Source organism: Massilia sp. CFBP 13721 (assembly GCF_014842025.1).
In the GTDB taxonomy this organism is placed as follows: domain Bacteria; phylum Pseudomonadota; class Gammaproteobacteria; order Burkholderiales; family Burkholderiaceae_D; genus Telluria.
Genome location: NZ_JACYUY010000024.1, coordinates 24764 through 44631, shown reverse-complemented (window position 1 = coordinate 44631; position 19868 = coordinate 24764). Strand labels below are relative to the sequence as shown.

The 19868-nt window shown below is 65.7% G+C and carries 15 protein-coding genes and 1 other RNA gene; 4 read left to right on the top strand and 12 right to left on the bottom strand.

Annotated features, from left to right (window positions below; translation table 11 throughout):
- The first annotated feature begins 295 nt into the window (after positions 1 to 295).
- Entirely contained in the window at positions 296 to 577 is a 282-nt protein-coding gene (locus IFT60_RS20205; protein WP_192054962.1) for a hypothetical protein, read from the top strand.
- Positions 578 to 779: 202 nt separating this feature from the next.
- On the opposite strand, the gene IFT60_RS20200 is transcribed toward IFT60_RS20205, so the two are convergent.
- From IFT60_RS20200 to ubiD, 9 genes are all read right to left on the bottom strand, one after another.
- The gene (locus IFT60_RS20200) at positions 780 to 1619 is read right to left on the bottom strand and encodes a DUF2334 domain-containing protein (protein ID WP_374001205.1); all 840 of its coding nucleotides are present in this window, start codon (positions 1617 to 1619) and stop codon (positions 780 to 782) included.
- Complete coding sequence (locus IFT60_RS20195; protein WP_192054960.1) at positions 1606 to 2742, bottom strand: glycosyltransferase family 4 protein; 1137 nt, start codon at positions 2740 to 2742, stop codon at positions 1606 to 1608. Before IFT60_RS20195 ends, IFT60_RS20200 begins: the two co-directional genes overlap by 14 nt.
- 268 nt (positions 2743 to 3010) lie before the next feature.
- The gene (gene recR / locus IFT60_RS20190) at positions 3011 to 3601 is read right to left on the bottom strand and encodes a recombination mediator RecR (RefSeq protein WP_192054958.1); all 591 of its coding nucleotides are present in this window, start codon (positions 3599 to 3601) and stop codon (positions 3011 to 3013) included.
- A gap of 4 nt (positions 3602 to 3605) precedes the next feature.
- Entirely contained in the window at positions 3606 to 3896 is a 291-nt protein-coding gene (locus IFT60_RS20185) for a YciI family protein (protein WP_192054956.1), read from the bottom strand.
- 12 nt (positions 3897 to 3908) lie between these two features.
- Positions 3909 to 4238, bottom strand: coding sequence for a YbaB/EbfC family nucleoid-associated protein (locus IFT60_RS20180; protein WP_056339437.1), 330 nt, complete (start codon positions 4236 to 4238; stop codon positions 3909 to 3911).
- Positions 4239 to 4273: 35 nt separating this feature from the next.
- Positions 4274 to 6454 (bottom strand): DNA polymerase III subunit gamma/tau, encoded by a 2181-nt coding sequence (locus IFT60_RS20175; RefSeq protein WP_192054953.1) that lies wholly within the window; start codon positions 6452 to 6454, stop codon positions 4274 to 4276.
- A 105-nt stretch (positions 6455 to 6559) separates the two neighbouring features.
- On the bottom strand, positions 6560 to 8032 hold the full coding sequence (locus IFT60_RS20170; protein WP_192054951.1) for a methyl-accepting chemotaxis protein: 1473 nt from the start codon (positions 8030 to 8032) through the stop codon (positions 6560 to 6562).
- 216 nt (positions 8033 to 8248) lie between these two features.
- An RNA gene (ffs, locus tag IFT60_RS20165) (signal recognition particle sRNA small type) lies at positions 8249 to 8347 on the bottom strand.
- A gap of 70 nt (positions 8348 to 8417) precedes the next feature.
- Positions 8418 to 9917 (bottom strand): 4-hydroxy-3-polyprenylbenzoate decarboxylase, encoded by a 1500-nt coding sequence (gene ubiD / locus IFT60_RS20160; protein WP_192054948.1) that lies wholly within the window; start codon positions 9915 to 9917, stop codon positions 8418 to 8420.
- Positions 9918 to 10497: 580 nt separating this feature from the next.
- On the opposite strand from ubiD, the gene IFT60_RS20155 reads away from it, so the two are divergent.
- On the top strand, positions 10498 to 11301 hold the full coding sequence (locus IFT60_RS20155) for a transglycosylase SLT domain-containing protein (protein ID WP_229511034.1): 804 nt from the start codon (positions 10498 to 10500) through the stop codon (positions 11299 to 11301).
- 407 nt (positions 11302 to 11708) lie between these two features.
- Here IFT60_RS20155 and nusB read toward each other — a convergent pair whose 3' ends face one another.
- From nusB to ribBA, 3 genes are read right to left on the bottom strand one after another with little or no spacing between them, the layout of a single operon-like run.
- On the bottom strand, positions 11709 to 12179 hold the full coding sequence (gene nusB, locus IFT60_RS20150) for a transcription antitermination factor NusB (protein WP_192054945.1): 471 nt from the start codon (positions 12177 to 12179) through the stop codon (positions 11709 to 11711).
- Positions 12180 to 12192: 13 nt separating this feature from the next.
- Positions 12193 to 12678, bottom strand: a complete 486-nt coding sequence (gene ribH, locus IFT60_RS20145; RefSeq protein WP_056339428.1) for a 6,7-dimethyl-8-ribityllumazine synthase — start codon at positions 12676 to 12678, stop codon at positions 12193 to 12195.
- Positions 12679 to 12729: 51 nt separating this feature from the next.
- On the bottom strand, positions 12730 to 13842 hold the full coding sequence (ribBA, locus tag IFT60_RS20140; protein WP_192054943.1) for a bifunctional 3,4-dihydroxy-2-butanone-4-phosphate synthase/GTP cyclohydrolase II: 1113 nt from the start codon (positions 13840 to 13842) through the stop codon (positions 12730 to 12732).
- Positions 13843 to 14213: 371 nt separating this feature from the next.
- Here ribBA and IFT60_RS20135 point away from each other — a divergent pair, with 371 nt between their 5' ends.
- Positions 14214 to 16916, top strand: a complete 2703-nt coding sequence (locus tag IFT60_RS20135; protein ID WP_192054941.1) for a two-component system response regulator — start codon at positions 14214 to 14216, stop codon at positions 16914 to 16916.
- Positions 16917 to 16979: 63 nt separating this feature from the next.
- Positions 16980 to 19856, top strand: coding sequence for a M16 family metallopeptidase (locus IFT60_RS20130; protein ID WP_192054938.1), 2877 nt, complete (start codon positions 16980 to 16982; stop codon positions 19854 to 19856).
- Positions 19857 to 19868: the final 12 nt, after the last annotated feature.

The following is a 19868-nucleotide window of genomic DNA, read 5'->3' as shown; positions in this document are numbered from 1 at the left end:
CCTGACAAGCGGGTGCTGCGTTGCTCGTCGGTTGCATGGCCCGCCATGCGCCCTCCTCGCGCCTTGCCCGCGCTTGCCATGCATCGCTCGGAGCTTCCCCCGGCCTACTGGGATAGGCTCTTAGTTTCTCCAGTCGATCTTGCCAGAAAAGCCATGCCCGAGAAAGCCGCCAGTGCGATATTCCTGCGGTTCGCCTGGCGAACTGGGGTGTGTCCGATTGGGCCGGATCGAGCACTGTTCTGATTCTTGCGCTAAGCTCGAAACCAGTGAAATTCACGCAAAAAAGGAGATCGCCATGCGTACAACCATTGTATTGACGGCAGCACTGCTGCTGAGCGCCTGCGCCACTCCGCAAGAACGGGCGGCGCGCAAGCAGGCGGAGATGACGGAAATGGTCGCCATCTACGGCCCGGCCTGCGACCGCCTGGGCTATGCCCAGCAAACCGACCAATGGCGCAGCTGCATCATCAGCCTGAGCACGAAGGATGACGTGCAGCGCTATGGGAGCGGTCCCGGGTATGCCGGCCCTTGGGGCGGCTATTGGGGCGGCGGCTATTGGGGGCGTGGCTGGCGATAGACGCTTCGAGTCTTGTTTTTAGCCAGGAACACCGAGGTACCGTAGGGTGGGCACTTGTGCCCACGCGGTCGTGCCTCGGCGTACCGCACCGTGAGCAGAAGTCGGATCGGTCCGCACGCCCGTATCGGAATTCGATGGTTCCCCCATTTTGGGCCACGTTGCGACGCGCACCCGCACGACAGCATGGGCACAAGTGCCCATCCTACGTTACGCCACCGTTCCGGGCTGAAGTCGATGGCGCGGGCGACAGTGCCAGCAGCCTGCGCGCGCACTCGGCTTTCGTGACCGCCTCGCGCGTGCCCAGCATGCGCTCGACCAGGCGCTGTGCATGCGCCACCAGGCGCGGGTGGCGCACGTCGGGCGGATGTAAACTGAGGCGCATCAGCGGCCCCTGCGCCATGCAGCGTGCGGCCAGGCTGGCGGCGAGGGGCGAGAGCGCGCGCCCGAGCCCGTTCCTGGCCGTGTAGACCAGCGAAGGCGCGAACACCGAGCGTCCCTGGCGCAGCAGGTGAAAGCGCGTGAACGTGGTGGTGTAGGAAAAGGCAAACTCGGGCAGCACGCGCCAGGAGGCCTCGCCCAGCAGCCAGGCCGGCGGAACGAAGCCCGACACCGGCCAGTCGCGCTGGCGGAACCACTCCAGTCCGAGCGCGATGCGCTCGCGCGCCTCGGCCGCCGCCAGCGCCGCGAACTCCCCTTCGCGCTGGGTGTAGACGCCGCGCAGGAAACGCTGGCGCAAGCCGGCCGACCGTTCCCCGGTATCGAGATGGGTATAGCCATGCAGCGCCAGTTCGTCGCCGCGCGCCAGCGCCGCATCCAGCCCGGCGCGCATGGCGCGCTCGGCGCGCTCGTCGCCCGGCCGCCCGTGGTAGTGCGGCACCACCAGCCAGGTCAGGCGCACGTCGGCGGCCTGGCGCATGGCGCGCGCCAGGCGTGCGCATTCTTCCCAAGTCCCGGGTGCGACGTCGTGGATCGACACGCACAGCATGGGTGGCTCGGCCAGCAGTGATCGTGTATTGATCGATGGTGCTTCAGTCCGTGACACAGATGCTCCTCGCGCCGGGTTCGTCCAGGCCGCGCGTACCGAGCACGGCCTGGTAGCGCCGCATCACCTGCGGCAGGATCTCGTTCCAGTCGTAATACTCGGCCGCCTTGCGCCGCGCGTGCGCGCCCATCGCGCCAAGGTCGCGCCCGTAGGCCGCTTCGATGGCGCTGGCCAGGCTGTCGACGCAGTTCGGCTGCGCCAGAATGCCCGTGTGTTCGTCGATCAGCTCGGCCACGCCGCCCCGGGTGGTAGCCACCACCGGCAGGCCGCAGGCCATGGCTTCGAGCACGATCAGGCCGAAGGTTTCGCAGTCGCCGGGATGCACCAGCACGTCGCAACTGGCCAGCAGGCGCGCCAGGTGGCGCTGGTTGCGCTTGAACGGCAGGTAGGTGATTTGCGGGTAGCGCGGCAAATCGAGGCCGCCGCCGATCATCAGCAAGTGATACGGCCGGCCGAGTTTGCGCACCGCCTCGATCAGGAGCGGCAGCTTTTTCTCGTGCGTGAAGCGGCCCGCGTACACCAGCAGGCGCGCATTCTCGGGCAGGCGCAGGTGGGCGCGCAGGGTCTCGACCCGCCGCGCCGGACTGAAGACGCCGCTGTCGATGCCGAGCGGCTGGTGGTGCGCATCGGGTACGCCCATCGCGTGCAGCTGCTCGACCATGGCGCGGCTGGGGGCGAGCACGAGGTCGAACTGGCGGTACAGGTGGGCCAGGTATTTGCAGGTGGCGCTCTCCGCCGTCTGGCCGAAGCGCGGACGCACCAGGCGCGGCAGGTCGGAGTGATAAAAGGCGATCGCCGGTACGCCGAGGCGGCGGCGCAGGCGCAGGGCCGCCCAGGCGCTGTGGCCGGCGTCGCCGGCTTCGATCAGGTCGGGCCGGGCCTGGCGCAACAGGCGCACCGGGGCGCGCACCGAGGTCGGCATGCGAAAGCCGTTGATGCCCGGCAGCGCGACGGCCGGCATGCGCACCAGCGCCGGCGCCGCGCCGCCGCTGTCGACGTTCGGACTGAGGATGGTGTGCTGGACACGGCCGTGCCGGGCCAGCCAGCGCGCCTTGGCATTCAGGTAGGTGCTCACGCCGTTGCTTTCGGCGGCGTAAAACATCGTGATATCGACGAGGTGCATGCTTGCAGGTCCGCTTGAATTGAGCCCACGATAGCAGCGGACTTCCAATCCCGATTGCGCACACGCAAACGGCCACCGCCGCTCGGAGCTACTTGGAGCCTATCGCAGTAGCCCGGAGTCGCTGCGAACGCGTATGACAAGCGGGTGCTGCGTTGCTCGTCGGTTGCATGGCCCGCCATGCGCCCTTCTCGCGCCTTGCCCGCGCTTGCCCTGCATCGTTTGCAGCTTCCCCCGGTCTACCGGGATAGGCTCAGTTCTTGTCGGAAGATTATGCACTGCGGCGGTCGAGCATGGCGCGCGCGATGGTGCCGGCGTCGACATACTCGAGCTCGCCGCCCACGGGCACCCCGCGCGCCAGGCGGCTGACCTTCAGCCCGCGCGCCTTGAGCATCTCGCTGATGTAGTGGGCGGTGGCTTCGCCCTCGTTGGTGAAATTGGTCGCAAGCACAACTTCATTGACCACGCCGTCGGCGGCGCGGCCGACCAGCTTGTCGAGGTGCAGGTCTTTCGGACCGATGCCGTCCAGCGGCGATAGCCGTCCCATCAGCACGAAGTACAGGCCTTTATACGTCAGGGTCTGCTCGATCATGATCTGGTCGGCCGGGGTTTCGACGATGCACAGCAGCGTGCGGTCGCGCGCCTCGTCGGCGCACATCTCGCACACCTCGGTGTCTGCGAAGGTATTGCACATGGCGCAGTGGTGCACCGAGTCGACCGCCTGGTAGAGCGCGCGCGAGAGCATGGCCGCGCCTTCGCGGTCGTGCTGCAGCAGGTGGAAGGCCATGCGCTGGGCCGACTTGGGGCCGATGCCCGGCAGGCGGCGCAGCGCCTCGGTCAGGAAATCGAGGGATTTGGACATGCCGCTACACTCCGCGCCAGGCGTCGAACGCGTCGGCCGTCATGGTCGGGGTGAATTCGGTGATCTCGTAGCGCGCCAGGTCGGCCAGCGCGAACGGGTCTTCGCTCAGTATCCGCTCCAACGCCCCACGGCTGGGGGCGCGCGCGATGATGATGCCGCCATCGCGCGGCACCTTGGCGCCGGACATCAGGAAGATGCCGGCCTTGTACTGCGTGCCCAGCCACTCGCGGTGCGCGGCCAGGCGCGCGTCGATCTTCGCAAGCGGCGCGGTATAGCTGAGCGACACGATAAACATGGGAATGGCGATTTAGAACGGCATCTTGAAGCCGGGCGGCAGGCCAGGCATGCCGGCGGTCAGGCCGCTCATCTTTTCGGCGGCGGTCGCTTCGGCCTTGCGCACGGCGTCGTTGAAGGCGGCGGCGACCAGGTCTTCCAGCATGTCCTTGTCGTCGGCCAGCAGCGATGGATCGATCTGTACGCGCTTGACGTCGTTCTTGCAGGTCATCGTGACCTTCACCAGGCCGGCGCCCGACTGGCCTTCGACTTCGATCAGGGCCAGCTGCTCCTGCGCCTTCTTCATGTTGTCCTGCATGGCTTGCGCCTGTTTCATCAAGCCTGCGAGCTGGTTCTTCATCATGGTGCGGTTCTCCAAATAATTCGTTAAAAGGTATTTTAGACCGGCGGGCGCACAGAGCCGGGCACGACAAAGGCACCGAGCACGCGTTCCATTTCCTGCACGAACGGGTCGCCCGCGACGATCGCTTCGGCCAGGCGCTGGCGCTCTTCCTTCGCGGCTTTCGCTTCGGCACTGGCCGTGTACCAGACCGGACCGATTTCGGTCTCGACGGTAATGCGCTTGCCGGCAAACACGTCTTGCAAGGCGGCCTGCAACTTTTCGCTGTTGCCGCTGGCGCGCAGGGTGTCGACCGGCACGCGCAGGCGGAACACGGCCGAGTGGGTATCGGCATGGCAGTCGATCAGTTCGGTCTGCAGGGCCAGCTGCTGCGACACGCCGCGCAGCGGCAGGCTTGCCGCCAGCGCCGGCCAGTTGCCATCCCAGTCGAGGCTCGGGACGGGCGTGACGACGTAGGCGTGCGGCGGCGTGGCCGGCGCGCGCGCGGCGACCGGCACGCTCACCGGAGCGGCGACGGCGTCGGTGGCCGCGTCGGTGGCCAATTCGTTGGCAACGGCGGTATCGTCGGAAAATTCGGTGACCCACGATGGCGGACCGTCGTCGCTCGCGGCTTCATTGCCGGCGCGCGATTGCGGCTGCTGGCGGGCCTCGGCTTGCGCACCCGGACGGTCCCAGGGCGGCGCGGCGCCGGGACGCGCACCCGCAGCGGCGGACGGACCAGGTGCACTTGGCGAGGCCATGCGCGCGCCCGGACCACCCGGCGCTGCGCCGGGACCGACATTGATGGGACGCGCCGGCGCTGCTGCCGGAGCCGGAGGTGCGCTGGCGGCAGGCACATCGGCGCCCGGACGCTTGGGCGGCGAACGCTGTCCGGAGGCTGCGCGTGCCGCTTCGAGCGCCGCGTTGATCGCCGCGCGCGCCGAATTCATGGCCGGCGCCGGGTTGCTTGCAGCGGGGGCCGGCGCGGGTGGCGGAGCAGCCGGACGCGGCGGCGCGCCGGCCGGTGCCGGTGCCGCCGCGGATGCCGCCGCAGCTGCCCGCCCCATCGGCGCCGCCGCACGTGGCGCCGCAGCCGCAGCCGCAGCCGCAGCCGGTGCAGCAATGCGCTCGGCGCCGCCCTGCCCCGGCCGGAACGCCAGCATGCGCAGCAGGGTCATCGTGAAACCGGCGTATTCGTCCGGCGCCAGGCCGATCTCGTTGCGGCCGTGCACGGCGATCTGGTAAAACAATTGCACTTCCTGCGGATCAAAGGATCCGGCCAGGCGCAGGATGTCGGCCAGTTCGGGTAAATCCTGTGGCACGGCGGCCGGGACGGACTGCGCCAGCGCGATCCGGTGCAGCAAGGTGCCGAGGTCTTGCAGCGCGCCGTTGTACGACAAACTGCGGCTGGCCATCTCGTCGGCCACGGCCAGCAGGTCGGCGCCGTTTTCGTTCGCCAGCGCGTCGAGCAGGCGCACCAGATACGACTGGTCGAGCGCGCCGAGCATGCCCTGCACCGCTTCCAGCGTGACGGCGCCGGCGGCGTAAGCGATGGCCTGGTCGGTCAGCGAGAGCGCGTCGCGCATCGAGCCGTGCGCGCCCTGGGCCAGCAGGCGCAGCGCCGGCTGTTCGAACGTCACGCCTTCCTGGCCGAGGATGTTTTCCAGGTGGCCGACGATATGGCCGGGCGGCATCTGCTTCAGGTTGAATTGCAGGCAGCGCGACAGCACTGTGACCGGAATCTTTTGCGGGTCGGTGGTGGCGAGGATGAACTTGACGTGCTCGGGCGGTTCCTCGAGCGTTTTCAGCATCGAGTTGAACGCGTGGTTGGTCAGCATGTGCACCTCGTCGATCATGTAGACCTTGAAGCGCGCATTGCTCGGGGCGTAGACGGCCTGCTCGAGCAGCTGGGCCATCTCGTCGACGCCGCGGTTCGAGGCGGCGTCCATCTCTATATAGTCGACGAAGCGGCCGGCGTCGATCGCGCGGCAGGCTTCGCAGGCGCCGCACGGCCGGGCCGTGATGCCGCCCGTGCCGTCGGGGCCGGTGCAGTTGAGCGACTTGGCCAGGATGCGCGAGAGCGTTGTCTTGCCGACGCCGCGCGTGCCCGTGAACAGGTAGGCGTGGTGCAGGCGGCCGGTGTCGAGCGCATGGGTGAGCGCGCGCACGACGTGCTCCTGGCCAACCAGCGTGTCGAAGTTCTTGGGGCGGTATTTGCGGGCGAGGACTTGATAGGACATACCGCGATTTTACCGCAGATGGCCGCCGGCGCGAACTTTACCGGCCGAGGTAAAGTTCGCCGACCCGGCTTGACAGAGCGCGGAAATCGCCTGCCTTCTTCCGCTTCAGGCCGATGCCAGCGCGGCGCGCCTGTGGCTGCCCATGTCAGCGGCGCCGGCCTGCTCCAGATGAAAGACGGCGACCGCCTGCGCCAGTTGGCCCGCTTCTTCGCTGAGGGCGCCGGCGGCGCTCGCCGCCTCGTGCACCATGGCCGCACTGTGGCGGGTATCGCCATCCATGGCGGCGATGGCTGCGCTGACCGACGCGATTTCCTGCGCCTGCGCACGGCTGGCGCTGCTGATGTCGCCGATGATGCCCGACACCTTGTGCACGCTCTCGACCACGTCATCCATCGTGCGTCCGGCCTGCTGGGCCAGGGCGCTGCCGGCGCCGACCTGGGCCACTGACTCTTCGATCAACGCCGTGATTTCGCGCGCCGCTCCGGCCGAACGTTGCGCGAGGTTGCGCACTTCGCTGGCGACGACGGCGAAACCGCGGCCCTGCTCGCCCGCCCGCGCCGCCTCGACCGCCGCATTCAGGGCCAGGATATTGGTCTGGAAGGCGATCCCGTCGATCACGGAAATGATGTCGCCGATCCGGCGCGAGGAAGCCTCGATCGCTTCCATGCGCTCGACCACTTTGGTGACGACTTGCCCGCCACGCGTGGCCACACCCGACGCCGCCCCGGCCAGCCCGTCGGCCTGGCGCGCGTGCTCGGCATTCCGGCGCACCGTCTCGGTCAGCTCGGCCATCGATGCGACGGTGGCGCGAATCGACTCAGCCTGGCGCTCAGTGCGTTGCGACAACTCTGCATTGCCACTGGCGATCTGGCGCGAAGCGGCGCTGGTGGTGCCGACGCTGCGCTGGACGCTGGCCAAAGTGCGCTGCAACAGCGCAACCACTTCCTGCAATGCCCGGCCGCTCTCGCTTTGCGCCGGCAACTGGGCGCGCAAGTCGATGGCGCCATTGGCGCCTTGCAGCGAGGCGACGCTGACGCGCAATTCGGCCGCCTGCAGCGCCTCGCGGTGCAGCACGCGCGCCAGGTAGCACAGCACGAGCGCCTCGGCCACGACATAGCCCGCATGTACCAGCACCATGCCGATGCCCGGCTGCTGCATGCAGCGCACGCCGTAACCGAGTTCCTGCAGGTAATTGAAACTCAGGTGGTGCAAGGCGATTAGGGCGGCGGCGAACACGATCACGGTCCAGTCGCGGTAGCACAGCAGGAAAGCAAGCGCCACGAACAGGCCGAAGTGCAGCTCGTCGCGTCCGCCGCCTTCGTGGATATGCAGCGCGCAGAAAACAACCAGGCCGGCGGTGGCCGCCATGCGCGTCACACGCGCGCCACCGGCACGCAGCATGAGCAAGGTAGGAATGACGGCAGTCGGCACGCCGATCGCCAAGGCCCATACAAGCGTATCGTGCATCTGCGACAACACCAATGCAACAACGAACATTGCCCACAAAATCCCCACCATCAGGCGATCGGCGTTATACGCGTGCTGGCGTAATGCTTCTTGCACATCCAAAGTCTTCACTACCCCTCCAAATTTGTCGAAACTACCGGATAGAGAGGTTACACCAGAAGGTATTTACGGAAAGCATTGTTTTCCATAAAGAATCTTTATTGTGTCGAGGAAACTACGGAAGTGCGCGCAAGAATCATAGCCGTCGATGGACCATCCCCAGCGATACACGTGGGAAGGGACGACGTATGAGGTCGTGGACAAGGTAGAACGAGGAGATGAAAAGAAGGAGGCGAGCCTGATCTGCGGCACTTGCGGTGAACGGCTTTGGCTGCTTCGTTCCCGACCTGACCAGGTAAACCATGCCACAATGCGCAGGGGCCCGCCAGATCGCATTATAACCGACGCAAGAAAACTTGTGGGCAGGGATTTTTCGCGCCCTACCCACCTTGCATTCTTATAAACCCAATTCCTGCCAGATCGCATCGACCCGCGTCTTGACCTCGGGCGACATCGTGATCGGCGTCCCCCACTCCCGATTGGTCTCGCCCGGCCACTTGTTGGTCGCATCGATCCCCATCTTGCTGCCGAGGCCGCTGATCGGCGAGGCGAAGTCGAGGTAGTCGATCGGGGTGTTGTCGACCAGCACCGTGTCGCGTGTCGGGTCGACCCGGGTCGTGATTGCCCAGATCACCTCTTTCCAATCGCGCACGTCGACGTCTTCATCGACCACGACGATGAACTTCGTATACATGAACTGGCGCAGGAAACTCCAGACCCCGAACATCACGCGCTTGGCGTGTCCGGCGTACTGCTTCTTCATCTGCACCACAGCCATGCGGTAGCTGCAGCCTTCCGGTGGCAGATAAAAATCGGTGATCTCGCTGAACTGCTTTTGCAGCAGCGGAATGAAGACTTCGTTCAGGGCCACGCCGAGCACGGCCGGTTCGTCCGGCGGCTTGCCGGTATAGGTCGAGTGATAGATCGGGTCCGTCCGCATCGTGATGCGGTCGATGGTGAAGACCGGGAAGCTGTCCTGTTCGTTGTAATAGCCGGTATGGTCGCCGTAGGGTCCCTCCATCGCGTGCTCGAAACCCGATGGGTGGTTCGCATCCGGATAGATATGCCCTTCCAGCACGATCTCGGCGGACGCAGGCACGCGCAACTCGCTGCCGATGGCTTTGGTCAACGTGGTGCGCTGGCCACGCAGCAGGCCGGCGAACTGGTATTCCGACAGGCTGTCGGGCACCGGCGTGACGGCACCCAGGATGGTGGCCGGATCGGCGCCGAGGGCCACCGCCACCGGATATGGCTGACCCGGGTTGGCGATCGCGTGTTCGCGGAAGTCGAGCGCGCCGCCGCGGTGCGCCAGCCAGCGCATGATGACCTTGTTGCGTCCCAGCACCTGCTGGCGATAAATGCCTAAGTTCTGCCGCTTCTTGTTCGGCCCCTTGGTGATGACCAGGCCCCAGGTGATCAGCGGCGCGACGTCGCCCGGCCAGCAATGCTGGATCGGCAGGCGCGCCAGGTCGACGTCATTGCCTTCCCAGACGATTTCCTGGCACGCGGCGCCCTTTACTTCTTTCGGCGCCATGTCCCACACGGCTTTCACGAGCGCCCCCAGGCCCATGATGTCCTTGAAACCGCGCGGCGGCTCCGGCTCCTTCAAGCGCGCCAGCACGTGGCCAATGCGGCGCAGTTCGCTCACATTGTCCGCGCCCATGCCCATCGCCACGCGCTGCGGCGTGCCGAACAGGTTGGCCAGCACGGGGATGGTATGCGGAGCGCCGCCCGGACCCGTCGGTTTTTCGAACAGCAGTGCCGGTCCGCCTGCACGCAGCACTCGATCGGCCACTTCCGTCATCTCCAGATGTGGCGAAACCGGGGTGGTGACACGCTTTAAGTCGTTATTTAGTTCCAATTGGGACATAAAATCCCGGAGATCTGAATATTTCATCAAGTTTTGCTTGTTTTTTCGATTGCTTGCGGTTAATCAAATTGCGCTGCCAAGTGTTTGATTTGGCAAGGTATTGCTGAGCTTGCTTATAAAAAGTCAGATCTATAAGTTATAAAGGACGTTCGTGCTAGTATTGACTCCGTATAAACGACCTCCTACAATCGCACCTACTTGATGAGACGGCCATTTTAAAAGCAGATTGTAGCTGCTCTCATAACTTCACGGGGTCGGGGCCCCAACGACATTTGTAAGGAGTGTTTCCACCAGGCGTCTGCCTGAACCCCCGAGACAGTTGTTGAGCCACTGGACCGTCCCACCCTTGGGCATCGGCCAGCTGAAGCAAAGCAATGACGGCGTTTTGGTCTTCCGCACTGGAAGCCCTGACGATTTTTCTGATGCACGGCATTGGTAACCACCGTAGCGCCTGGAGCGCCACGACGGGATCCTTTTCGCCGCGACAAAGGGGACTTCGATGATCAATCGTTTGTTCGGTACGAGCGCAAGGCTCGTCCACACCCTGGCCAGCCAGCCAGTCACGTTTGCACAAGTGAGCAAAACGGCGCGTGGTCTGCTGACCACAATGCAACACACCCTGACCGTGTTCGGTCTCTCGGCAGTGGCGGTACTGGCCCTGCTGTACACGAACCCGGATGCAGCAAAAAAGGTTTCCGAACTGCTGTACCCTGAAACCGCCGTCGCCAATGCACCCGTCCGTGCCACCGTCGCGACCGCCGCACCTGCGCCGACCCAGGACGTCGCGCTGGACACCACGCAAGACCACCGTACCGACGTCAAGCACCTCGGTAACACGAAACAGCAGCAGAACGTCACCTCCTGGCTCGCCAAGCGCTACCGGGTGGCCGGCGACGCCGCCAACATGCTCGTTTCGACGGCCTATATGACGGCCCACGAGATCAAGCTTGATCCACTGCTGATCCTGGCTGTGATGGCGATCGAATCGGGCCTGAACCCGTTCGCGGAAAGCCCGATGGGCGCCAAGGGCCTGATGCAGGTGATGGCCAAGGTCCACCACGACAAGTTCCAGCAAGTCGGCGGCGCCCAGGCTGCGCTCAACCCGGTCGCCAACATCCGTGTCGGCGCCCTGATCCTGAAGGATTACGTCAAGCGCACCGGCTCCGTCGAAGGCGGCCTCAAGACCTACGTCGGCGCGGCCGACATGGAAGACGATTCGGGCTATGGCGCCAAGGTGCTGGCCGAATACAAGCGCCTGAAACTGGTTGCCGGCGGCAAGAAAGTACCGACCAACACCCCCGCCGCCCCGGCGCAGATGGTGGTCAAGTCGGCCCCTGCGGCGCCGGCACCGAAAGCCGAAGAACCGGCAGCACCCGCCGAAGCGCATGTGGAAGCGCTGGCGACGCTGTAGGCACACAACGCTCACTCCTCGTAGCCACCCTCGCGGTGGCTTTTTTTATGGAGTCGAGACGGTTGTGCTCATGGGAATCGAGATTGCCGCGCACCGCAGAGGGTGTGAAAAAAACGTCAGGGCAAGGGATACGGCCGCCCGGCGCCGAGTCGAAGACAGTACGAGTGTACGGCGAGACGAGGCAACGCAGCCATGGCGATTTTTTCACATCCTCGTAGGGTGGGCACTTGTGCCCACGCGGTACAACAGATGCAAGCTTGCACGGCCGATAAGATGCGTTATACCAGCGCGCGAGCACGACCGCGTGGGCACGAGTGCCCACCGTACGTATGCCACAGCCAACAAAAAAGCCACCACGCCGCGAAGCGTGGTGGCTTTTTTGCCGCCCTACTATATATAGAGGGAAATCAGCGGCGCGCGTCGGCGCCAACTTCTTCCGGACGCAGCTGCGAAGCCAGTTTATCGAGCACGCCGTTGACGTACTTGTGGCCGTCGATACCGCCGAAAGATTTGGTCAGCTCGACCGCTTCGTTGATGACGACGCGGTATGGGATTTCCGGGTGGTTCTTCAGTTCATACGCGCCCAACAGCAGCACGCCGTGCTCGATCGGCGACAGCTCGGCCACACCGCGGTCGATCAGCGGGGCGATCGCTTCGCGCAATTCGACCGAGGTCGAAATGGTGCCGTTCAGCAGCGACGAGAAATACTCGCCGTCGGCCTTGTCGAAGCCGTGGGCGGCGCGGATGTTGTTGGCCACCTTGGTCGATGGCTCGTTGTTCAGCAGCCATTGATACAGGCCCTGGAGCGCGAACTCGCGCGCGCGGTGACGCGGGGTGCGGTTCTTGCTCGGGTTGGCGTGGGTAGTCTTGTCGGTCATGTTCGTCCTTCGTTTACTCTTCTTCTTCCTCGGGGTGCAGCTCTTCCAGCGCCAGCAGCAGGTTGGCCATCTCGACCGCGACCTTGGCCGCGTCGGCGCCCTTTTCCGCCATGCGCACTTCAGCCTGCTCGTCGGTCTCGGTGGTCAGCACGGCATTCGCGATCGGGATGCCGTAGTCCAGGCCGATGCGGGTGATGCCGGCGCCCGATTCGTTCGACACCAGCTCGAAGTGGTACGTTTCGCCGCGGATGACGGCGCCGAGCGCGATCAGGGCGTCGAACTGCTGGGTCTCGGCCATCTTTTGCAGGGCCAGCGGGATTTCCAGCGCGCCCGGCACGGTCACGTGCAGGATGTCCTCGTCGGCCACGCCCAGGTGTTTCAGTTCAGCCAGGCAGGACGACAGCAGGCCATGCCCGACGTCGGCATTGAAGCGCGCCTGCACGATCCCGATGCGCAGGTCCTCGCCTGTCATGTTGCTCTCATAAGTTCCTACCGTCATGGCTGCCCTCTTCTTTGTGTGTTCGTTTGAATAAGTGTAAATGCTGTCGCTTCAAGCAGTCGGATTCGCAATGTAGCCGGTGACTTCCAGGTCGAAACCGGTCATCGACGGCATCTTGCGCGGATTGGCCAGCAGCTTCATCTTGCCCACGCCCAGTTCCTTCAGGATCTGGGCGCCGATGCCATAGGTGCGCAGGTCCATCGTCGCCGCGCGCCCGGTCGGACGTGCGCCTGGCGCGTCGAGCGAGGTGAATTGCGCGAACAGCTGCTCGGCCGTCTCGCCGCAGTTGAGCAGGACGACGACGCCCGATTCGCTCCGCTTGATCGCGTCCATCGCCGAGGCCATGGTCCAGGAGTGGGTGGTGGCGCGGTGTTCCAGCACGTCCAGGATCGACACCGGCTGGTGCACGCGCACCAGGGTTTCGACCTCGCGCTTGACCGAGCCATGCACCATCGCCAGGTGGGCGCTGCCGCTCGGCTTGTCGCGGTAGGCAATCAGCTGGAATTCGCCGTGCGCGGTGTTCAGCGTGCGCTCGGCAACGCGCTCGACCAGGCTCTCGTTTTCGCTGCGGTAATGGATCAGGTCGGCAATGGTGCCGATCTTGAGGTTGTGTTCTTTCGCGAACTCGATCAGGTCCGGCAGGCGCGCCATGGTGCCGTCTTCCTTGATGATCTCGCAGATCACCGAAGCCGGCGTCAGGCCGCCCATCTCGGTCAGGTCGCAGCCCGCTTCGGTGTGGCCGGCGCGCATCAGGACGCCGCCCTTCACCGCGCGCAGCGGGAAGATGTGGCCGGGCTGCACCAGGTCGTCGGGTGTAGCGCCGCGATTCACGGCCACCTGGATGGTGCGCGCGCGGTCGGCCGCCGAGATGCCGGTGGTCACGCCTTCGGCGGCCTCGATCGAGACCGTGAAGTTGGTGCCGAACGAGGTACCGTTACGGGTCGTCATCATCGGCAGCGCCAGGCGGTCACAGATGTCTTCCGACAGCGTCAGGCAGACCAGGCCGCGCGCATGGCGGATCATGAAGTTGATCGCCTCGGGCGTGACGAAGTCGGCTGCCAGGACCAGGTCGCCCTCGTTTTCGCGGTCTTCTTCGTCGACCAAAATGACCATGCGGCCGGCGCGAAGTTCGGCAACGATTTCCTGGGTACTGGACATAGACATGCGGATTTCCTTGGTTCGATACTTGATTCGGTGACGCAGCGTGCGTAATCCGCTATTTTAAAGGATTTACCGGCGTCCGACCGAGTCGATGCAAGGAACCCGGCCCGGCAATGGCAGCGGCAAGTCGTAATTGAACACATGCGAACACATTCAGCGTTGCACATGTGCAACAAGATACAATTGTTCAAAATCAATTGTTAAATATTATGTTTTAATAAGCAACTTTGTGGTGTTTGCGACATCCAGAGGATTATGATTCATCCCAGTCAGGTCTACGTGCCGGCGTGCTGCCGCTGGTGCATTCATGGAGTTGTCATGCCGGTACCGTTATTCGTCCGTCAGTGCGCCGCCGCAGCGCGGGAGACCCACTGATGGCCACCATCCTCATCGTCGATGACCGCCCGAGCAACCGCGCCTACCTGCTGGCCCTGCTCGGCTTCACCGACCACCGCCTGCTCGAAGCGGAAGACGGCGGCGCCGCCCTGCAACTGGTGCGCGCCGAGCGTCCCGACCTGATCATCACCGACATCCTGATGCCGACCATGGACGGCTACGAGTTCGTCCAGCGCCTGCGCGCCGACCGCGCCCTGGCCGCCACCCGTGTGATCTTCTATTCCGCCGTCTACGCCGAGCGCGAAACGGTGGCCATGGCGCGCAGCTGCGGCGTGCAGACGGTGCTGTCCAAGCCGTCCGACCCGGAAGACATCATGGCGGCCGTGAATGCCGAGCTGGGACTGTCGAGCGCCGCCGCGCCACATGAAGCCCCGAGCCAGACACGCGCCGCGCCTCATGCCACTGCGTTGCTAACGGGCCCCACGGCGCCGTCCAGCGACAGCCGCCTTGGTTCTCGCCTGGCCGTGCTCGAAGAGATGTCCCTTTACCTGTCCGACGAGCGCCAGGTCGACGGCCTGGTCGAGATCTTCCTGCAAGCCGCGGCGCGCATTCTCGACACCGACCAGCTGGCCGCCTGCCTGCTCGATAACGACGAACGCACGGTGTCCCACCTGAGCGCGCATGGTCTCGACCATGCCCTGCTGCTGCCGCATGCGACCGGCGCCCGCCTTCCGGGTGCGCTCCTGGTCGCGCGCGAAGTCTTACTGCTGGCCGAGGGCGACCCGCTGCTGGGCACCCTTCCCTCGGGCCTGCCGCACTGCGGCTCCTTCCTTGGCCTGCCGGTACGCTGCCTGCATAATCTGTACGGCTGGCTGTACTTCGTACGCGCCCCGAGCGCCGTGCCCTTCTCGGCGGAGGATCGGCACTGGGCCTCGGTCCTCGCCGCCCACCTGGCTGTGGCCTACAAAGGCCTGAACCTGTACGGCGTGGTGCAGCGCCACGCCGCCCAGTTGCAGCTGGAAGCGACCGCGCGCGCCCAGGCCGACGCCGCCCTGCGCGAGAGCGAACACCGCCTCGAACTGGCGCGCCAGGTGTTCGACAGCACCCAGGAAAGCATCCTGATGACCGACGCCTGCGCCAACATCGTCGCGGTCAACCCCGCCTTCGAGCGCATCACCGGCTATCGCGAGGCCGACGTCATCGGACTCAATCCGCGCCTGCTGCGCTCGGGCCGCCACGAAGCCTGCTTCTACCGCAGCATGTGGGAAGACCTGGAACAGCACGGCGAGTGGCGCGGCGAGATCTGGAACCGGCGCAAGAACGGCGAGGTCTACCCCGAACGCACCAGCATCAGCGCCGTGCGCGACGAGGCCGGCAAGCTGACCGCCTACGTCTCGGTCTCGACCGACATGTCGGCCCTGAAGGCGGCCCACAACCAGCTCGACTTCCTGTCCAACCACGACGCCCTGACCCGACTGCCGAACCGCTCGCTGTTCCACGACCGCCTGCAGCAATCGATCGCCGCGGCGCGGCGCGGCGGCGGCCAGCTGGCCCTGCTGCTGGTGAACGTCGACCGTCTCTCGCGCATCAACGACAGCCTCGGGCACAACGCCGGCGACGCCCTGCTGCGCGAGGTGGCGCGGCGCGCCAGTGCGATTGCCGGTCCGACCGACACCGTCGCGCGTCTGTCCGGCGACGAATTCGTGCTGCTGACCAGCTGCGACGACACCGAAGACATCATCCTCAAGGCCCAGCGCCTGATCGAGGCGATCGCCCAGCCGCATTCGGTCGATGGCCACGACGTCGTCGTCACCGGCAGCATCGGCATCAGCGTGTTCCCACGCGACGGCGACGTGCCGGGCGACCTGCTGAAAGCCGCCGACGCCGCGCTGGCGCACCAGAAGGATGCCGGGCGCAACGGCTTCCGCTTCTTCAAGGGCGAGATGAATGCCCAGGCGATGCGCTGGCTGGCGCTGGAAACGCGCCTGCGCCGCGCCATCGGCCAGGCCGAACTGGCGCTGCACTTCCAGCCGCAGGTGGCCTGCGCCGACGGGCGCGTGCTCGGCATGGAAGCGCTGCTGCGCTGGCACAGCTCGGAACTGGGCCGCGTCTCGCCGGCCGACTTCATTCCGCTGGCCGAGGACACCGGCCTGATCCTGCCGATCGGCGACTGGGTGATCCGCCAGGCCTGCCTGCAGAACAAGGCCTGGCAGGATGCCGGCCTGCCGCGCGTGCCGGTGGCGGTGAACGTCTCGGCGCACCAGTTCAAGGCCGGCACCGTGCCCGCCGTGGTGCGCGCGGCGCTGGCGGAAAGTGGCCTGGAAGCCTGTTACCTCGAAATCGAACTGACCGAAAGCGTCATGATGGGCGACACCAGCGCGGCCGAAGCCCAGCTTGCCGAGCTGCGCGCAATGGGCGTCTCGCTCTCGCTCGACGATTTCGGCACCGGCTATTCGTCGCTCGGCTACCTGTCGCGCTTCTCGCTCGACAAGCTGAAAATCGACCAGGCTTTCGTCCGCAACATCACCACCGACGCGCGCAGCGCGGCCATCGCCCAGGCCACGATCGCACTGGCCGAAGGCCTGTCGCTGCGGGTGGTGGCCGAAGGCGTCGAGACGCTGGCCCAGCGCGACTTCCTCGGCAAGATCGGCTGCCAGGTGCTGCAGGGTTACCTCTACAGCATGCCGCTGCCGGCGCGCGAAATGGCCTTGCTGTTGCAGGCGGGACGCGTGGCGGTGTAAGCCGCCACGAAGGTGCGGGCGGCCGTTACAATGGCCGCTCGACGCCTTCTCATGGACACCCTGATGTTCCGCCATATCCTTCGTCATATCTGTCTCGCCGCGGTTCTCCTCACCCACTCCTTCGTCGCCGGCGCCACCCTCAAGCTGGACGCGCCGATCCCGGTCGGGCCGCAGGTCAAGGTCGGCAAACTGGCCAACGGCCTGACCTGGTATATCCAGAAGAACACGCGCCCCGAACGCCGGCTCGAACTGCGCCTGGTGATAAAAGCCGGCTCGATCCTGGAAGACGAGGACCAGCAGGGACTGGCCCACTTCGTCGAGCACATGGCCTTCAACGGCAGCACCAATTTCAAGCAGCACGAACTGGTCGGCTACCTGCAATCGATCGGCGTCAAGTTCGGGGCCGACCTGAACGCCACCACGTCGTTCGACGAAACCGTCTACATCCTGCCGATCCCGCTCGACCGCCCGGAAAACCTGAAGCAGGCGTTCAGGGTGCTGGAAGACTGGGCACACGGCATCACTTTCGACGACGCCGCGATCGACAAGGAGCGCGGCATCGTGCTCGAGGAACTGCGACTCGGCAAAGGCGCCGGCGACCGCATCGGCAAGCGGCTGTACCCGAAGATCTTCAACGGTTCGCGCTATGCCGAGCGCCTGCCGATCGGGAAGGAAGAAGTGCTGCGCACCTTCAAGCCCGACGCCCTGCGCCGCTACTACCGCGACTGGTACCGGCCCGACCTGATGGCGGTGGTGGCGGTGGGCGACGTCGACCCGAAGACGATCGAAAGCCTGGTCAAGGCGCATTTCTCGAAACTGAAGAATCCGGCGCCGGCGCGCCCCCGTGTGTATGCCGGCATTCCGCGCCGCGAAGAGACCGAGGCGGTGGTCGTCACCGACCGCGAGGCCGGCGGCAACAGCATCCTGGTGCGCTATCCGGTGCAGCCGGTGCGCGAGCCCGACACCGTGCGCGGCTACCGCCAGCAGATGGTCGAGGGACTGTTCGGCGGCATGCTGAGCGCGCGCCTGCAGGAGCTGTCGCAGTTGCCCGAGCCGCCCTTCCTGCGCGGCGGCAGCGGCGTCGGCTCGCTCACGCCCTTCTATAAATCCTTCAACGCCAGCGCCTCCATCGGCCCCGGCGGCGCACCGAAGGCGATCGCCGCCCTGGTGCGCGAAAACGAGCGCGTGCGCCGCTACGGCTTCGGCGCGGCCGAACTCGAACGCGCGCGCAAGGACATGCTGCGCAGTTACGAGCGCCTGTACAACGAGCGCGAGAAGACCGACTCGCGCGCCTACGTGGCCGAGTACATGCGCAACTTCCTGCAGAACGAGCCGATTCCCGGCATCGCCGCCGAATACCGCTACGCCACCGAACTGCTGCCCGGCGTGACGCTCGACGAAATCAACGCCTATGCACGGCGCACCATCCCCGCCGATTCCGGCAAACTGGTGATCTATACCGGCATCGAGCAGGCCGCCACCCCACCGCCGAGCGGCGAATCGCTGCTCGCCGCGCTGGCCGCGGCGGAGCAGGCCGAGGTCGCGCCCTACGAGGAAAAGTCGCTCGCCACCCAGTTGCTGGCGCAGCCGCCGGCGAGCGGCAGCATCGTCGCCGAGCGCGAAGACAAGGCCCTCGGCCTGACCTACCTGACCCTGTCGAACGGCGTCAAGGTGATCCTGAAGCCCACCGACTTCCGCAACGACCAGGTCGTGATGAGCGCGGCGCGCTTCGGCGGCCAGAGCCTGTACGGCGACGCCGACATCGTTAACGCCCGCTATGCCAACGGGATCGTCGCCAGCATGGGCCTCAAGGAGTTTTCGCCGCTCGACCTGTCGAAAGTCCTGGCCGGGAAGGCGGCCGCGGTCACCTTCGGCCTGGCCGGCTACAGCGAAGTGGTGGGTGCCTCCTCGGGCGCGACCGACATCGAGACCATGCTGCAGCTGCTGTGGCTGCGCTTCGACGCCGTGCGCCGCGACGAAGACTTGTTTAAATCCTTCATCGGCAAGCAGGTGGAGGCCGCGCGCAACCGCCTGGCCCAGCCGGGCGCGCGCTTCGGCGACACCATCGCCGCCACGCTGTACGGCAACCACCCGCGCGCGCCGCGCCCGCTGCGTCCGGAGGAATTCGCGCAGATCGACCTGGACCGCAGCATCGCGATCTACCGCGAGCGCTTCTCGAGCGCCAAGGACCTCACCTTCGTCATGGTCGGCAGTTTCGATCCGAAGAAGGTCAGGCCGCTGCTGGCGACTTATCTCGGCAGCCTGCCCACGCCCGACATCCCGACCGCCTGGCGCGACGTCGGCCTGCGTCCGGTCAAGGGCGTGGTCAAGCGCGCCGTCTACAGCGGCGCCGAGCCGAAGAGCACGATCTCGCTCACCTTTACCGGCGAGGCGCCCTTCTCCGAAGCCGAACAAATGCGCCTCCAGGCGCTGGTCGAAGTGCTCAACATCCGCATCATCGAGGTGCTGCGCGAGCAGCTGTCGATGATCTACGGCGGCAGCGCCGGCGGCCAGCTGGCGCGCATCCCTTATGGCCACTACACGCTCTCGGTCAACCTGCCGACCGGCCCCGAAAACGTCGACAAGGTGTTGGCCGCCACCTTCGCCGAATTCGAACGCCTCAAGCGCGAAGGGCCGAGCGCCACCGACCTGGCCAAGGTCAAGCAGAACTGGATCCAGAACTACCGCCGCGCGCTGCGCGAAAACGGCTACTGGCTGGGACGCATCCAGTCGGCGCTGCTGGACGGGACCGACCCGGCCGCGATCCTGACGCACGAGGAGCGCGTGAATGCGCTGGCGGCCAGCGAGGTGCAGGAAGCGGCGCAGCGCTACCTGAATACGGAGAATTACGTGCAGGTGGTGCTGTATCCGGAGAAGAAGGCGGAGGCGCCGGTGCAGGCGGCCGCCGCGCAAGAAACGCCGGTTGTTCCGGCAAATTGAACGGACGGACGC

Excerpts from the sequence above, each read along its gene's own strand:
- recR (WP_192054958.1), bottom strand. The coding sequence starts at position 3,601 with ATGTCCAAATCCCTCGATTTCCTGACCGAGGCGCTGCGCCGCCTGCCG.
- IFT60_RS20155 (WP_229511034.1), top strand. The coding sequence starts at position 10,498 with ATGCAACACACCCTGACCGTGTTCGGTCTCTCGGCAGTGGCGGTACTG.
- nusB (WP_192054945.1), bottom strand. The coding sequence starts at position 12,179 with ATGACCGACAAGACTACCCACGCCAACCCGAGCAAGAACCGCACCCCG.
- IFT60_RS20185 (WP_192054956.1), bottom strand. The coding sequence starts at position 3,896 with ATGTTTATCGTGTCGCTCAGCTATACCGCGCCGCTTGCGAAGATCGAC.
- IFT60_RS20175 (WP_192054953.1), bottom strand. The coding sequence starts at position 6,454 with ATGTCCTATCAAGTCCTCGCCCGCAAATACCGCCCCAAGAACTTCGAC.
- IFT60_RS20205 (WP_192054962.1), top strand. The coding sequence starts at position 296 with ATGCGTACAACCATTGTATTGACGGCAGCACTGCTGCTGAGCGCCTGC.
- IFT60_RS20130 (WP_192054938.1), top strand. The coding sequence starts at position 16,980 with ATGTTCCGCCATATCCTTCGTCATATCTGTCTCGCCGCGGTTCTCCTC.
- ribH (WP_056339428.1), bottom strand. The coding sequence starts at position 12,678 with ATGACGGTAGGAACTTATGAGAGCAACATGACAGGCGAGGACCTGCGC.
- IFT60_RS20195 (WP_192054960.1), bottom strand. The coding sequence starts at position 2,742 with ATGCACCTCGTCGATATCACGATGTTTTACGCCGCCGAAAGCAACGGC.
- ribBA (WP_192054943.1), bottom strand. The coding sequence starts at position 13,842 with ATGTCTATGTCCAGTACCCAGGAAATCGTTGCCGAACTTCGCGCCGGC.
- IFT60_RS20135 (WP_192054941.1), top strand. The coding sequence starts at position 14,214 with ATGGCCACCATCCTCATCGTCGATGACCGCCCGAGCAACCGCGCCTAC.
- ubiD (WP_192054948.1), bottom strand. The coding sequence starts at position 9,917 with ATGAAATATTCAGATCTCCGGGATTTTATGTCCCAATTGGAACTAAAT.
- IFT60_RS20180 (WP_056339437.1), bottom strand. The coding sequence starts at position 4,238 with ATGATGAAGAACCAGCTCGCAGGCTTGATGAAACAGGCGCAAGCCATG.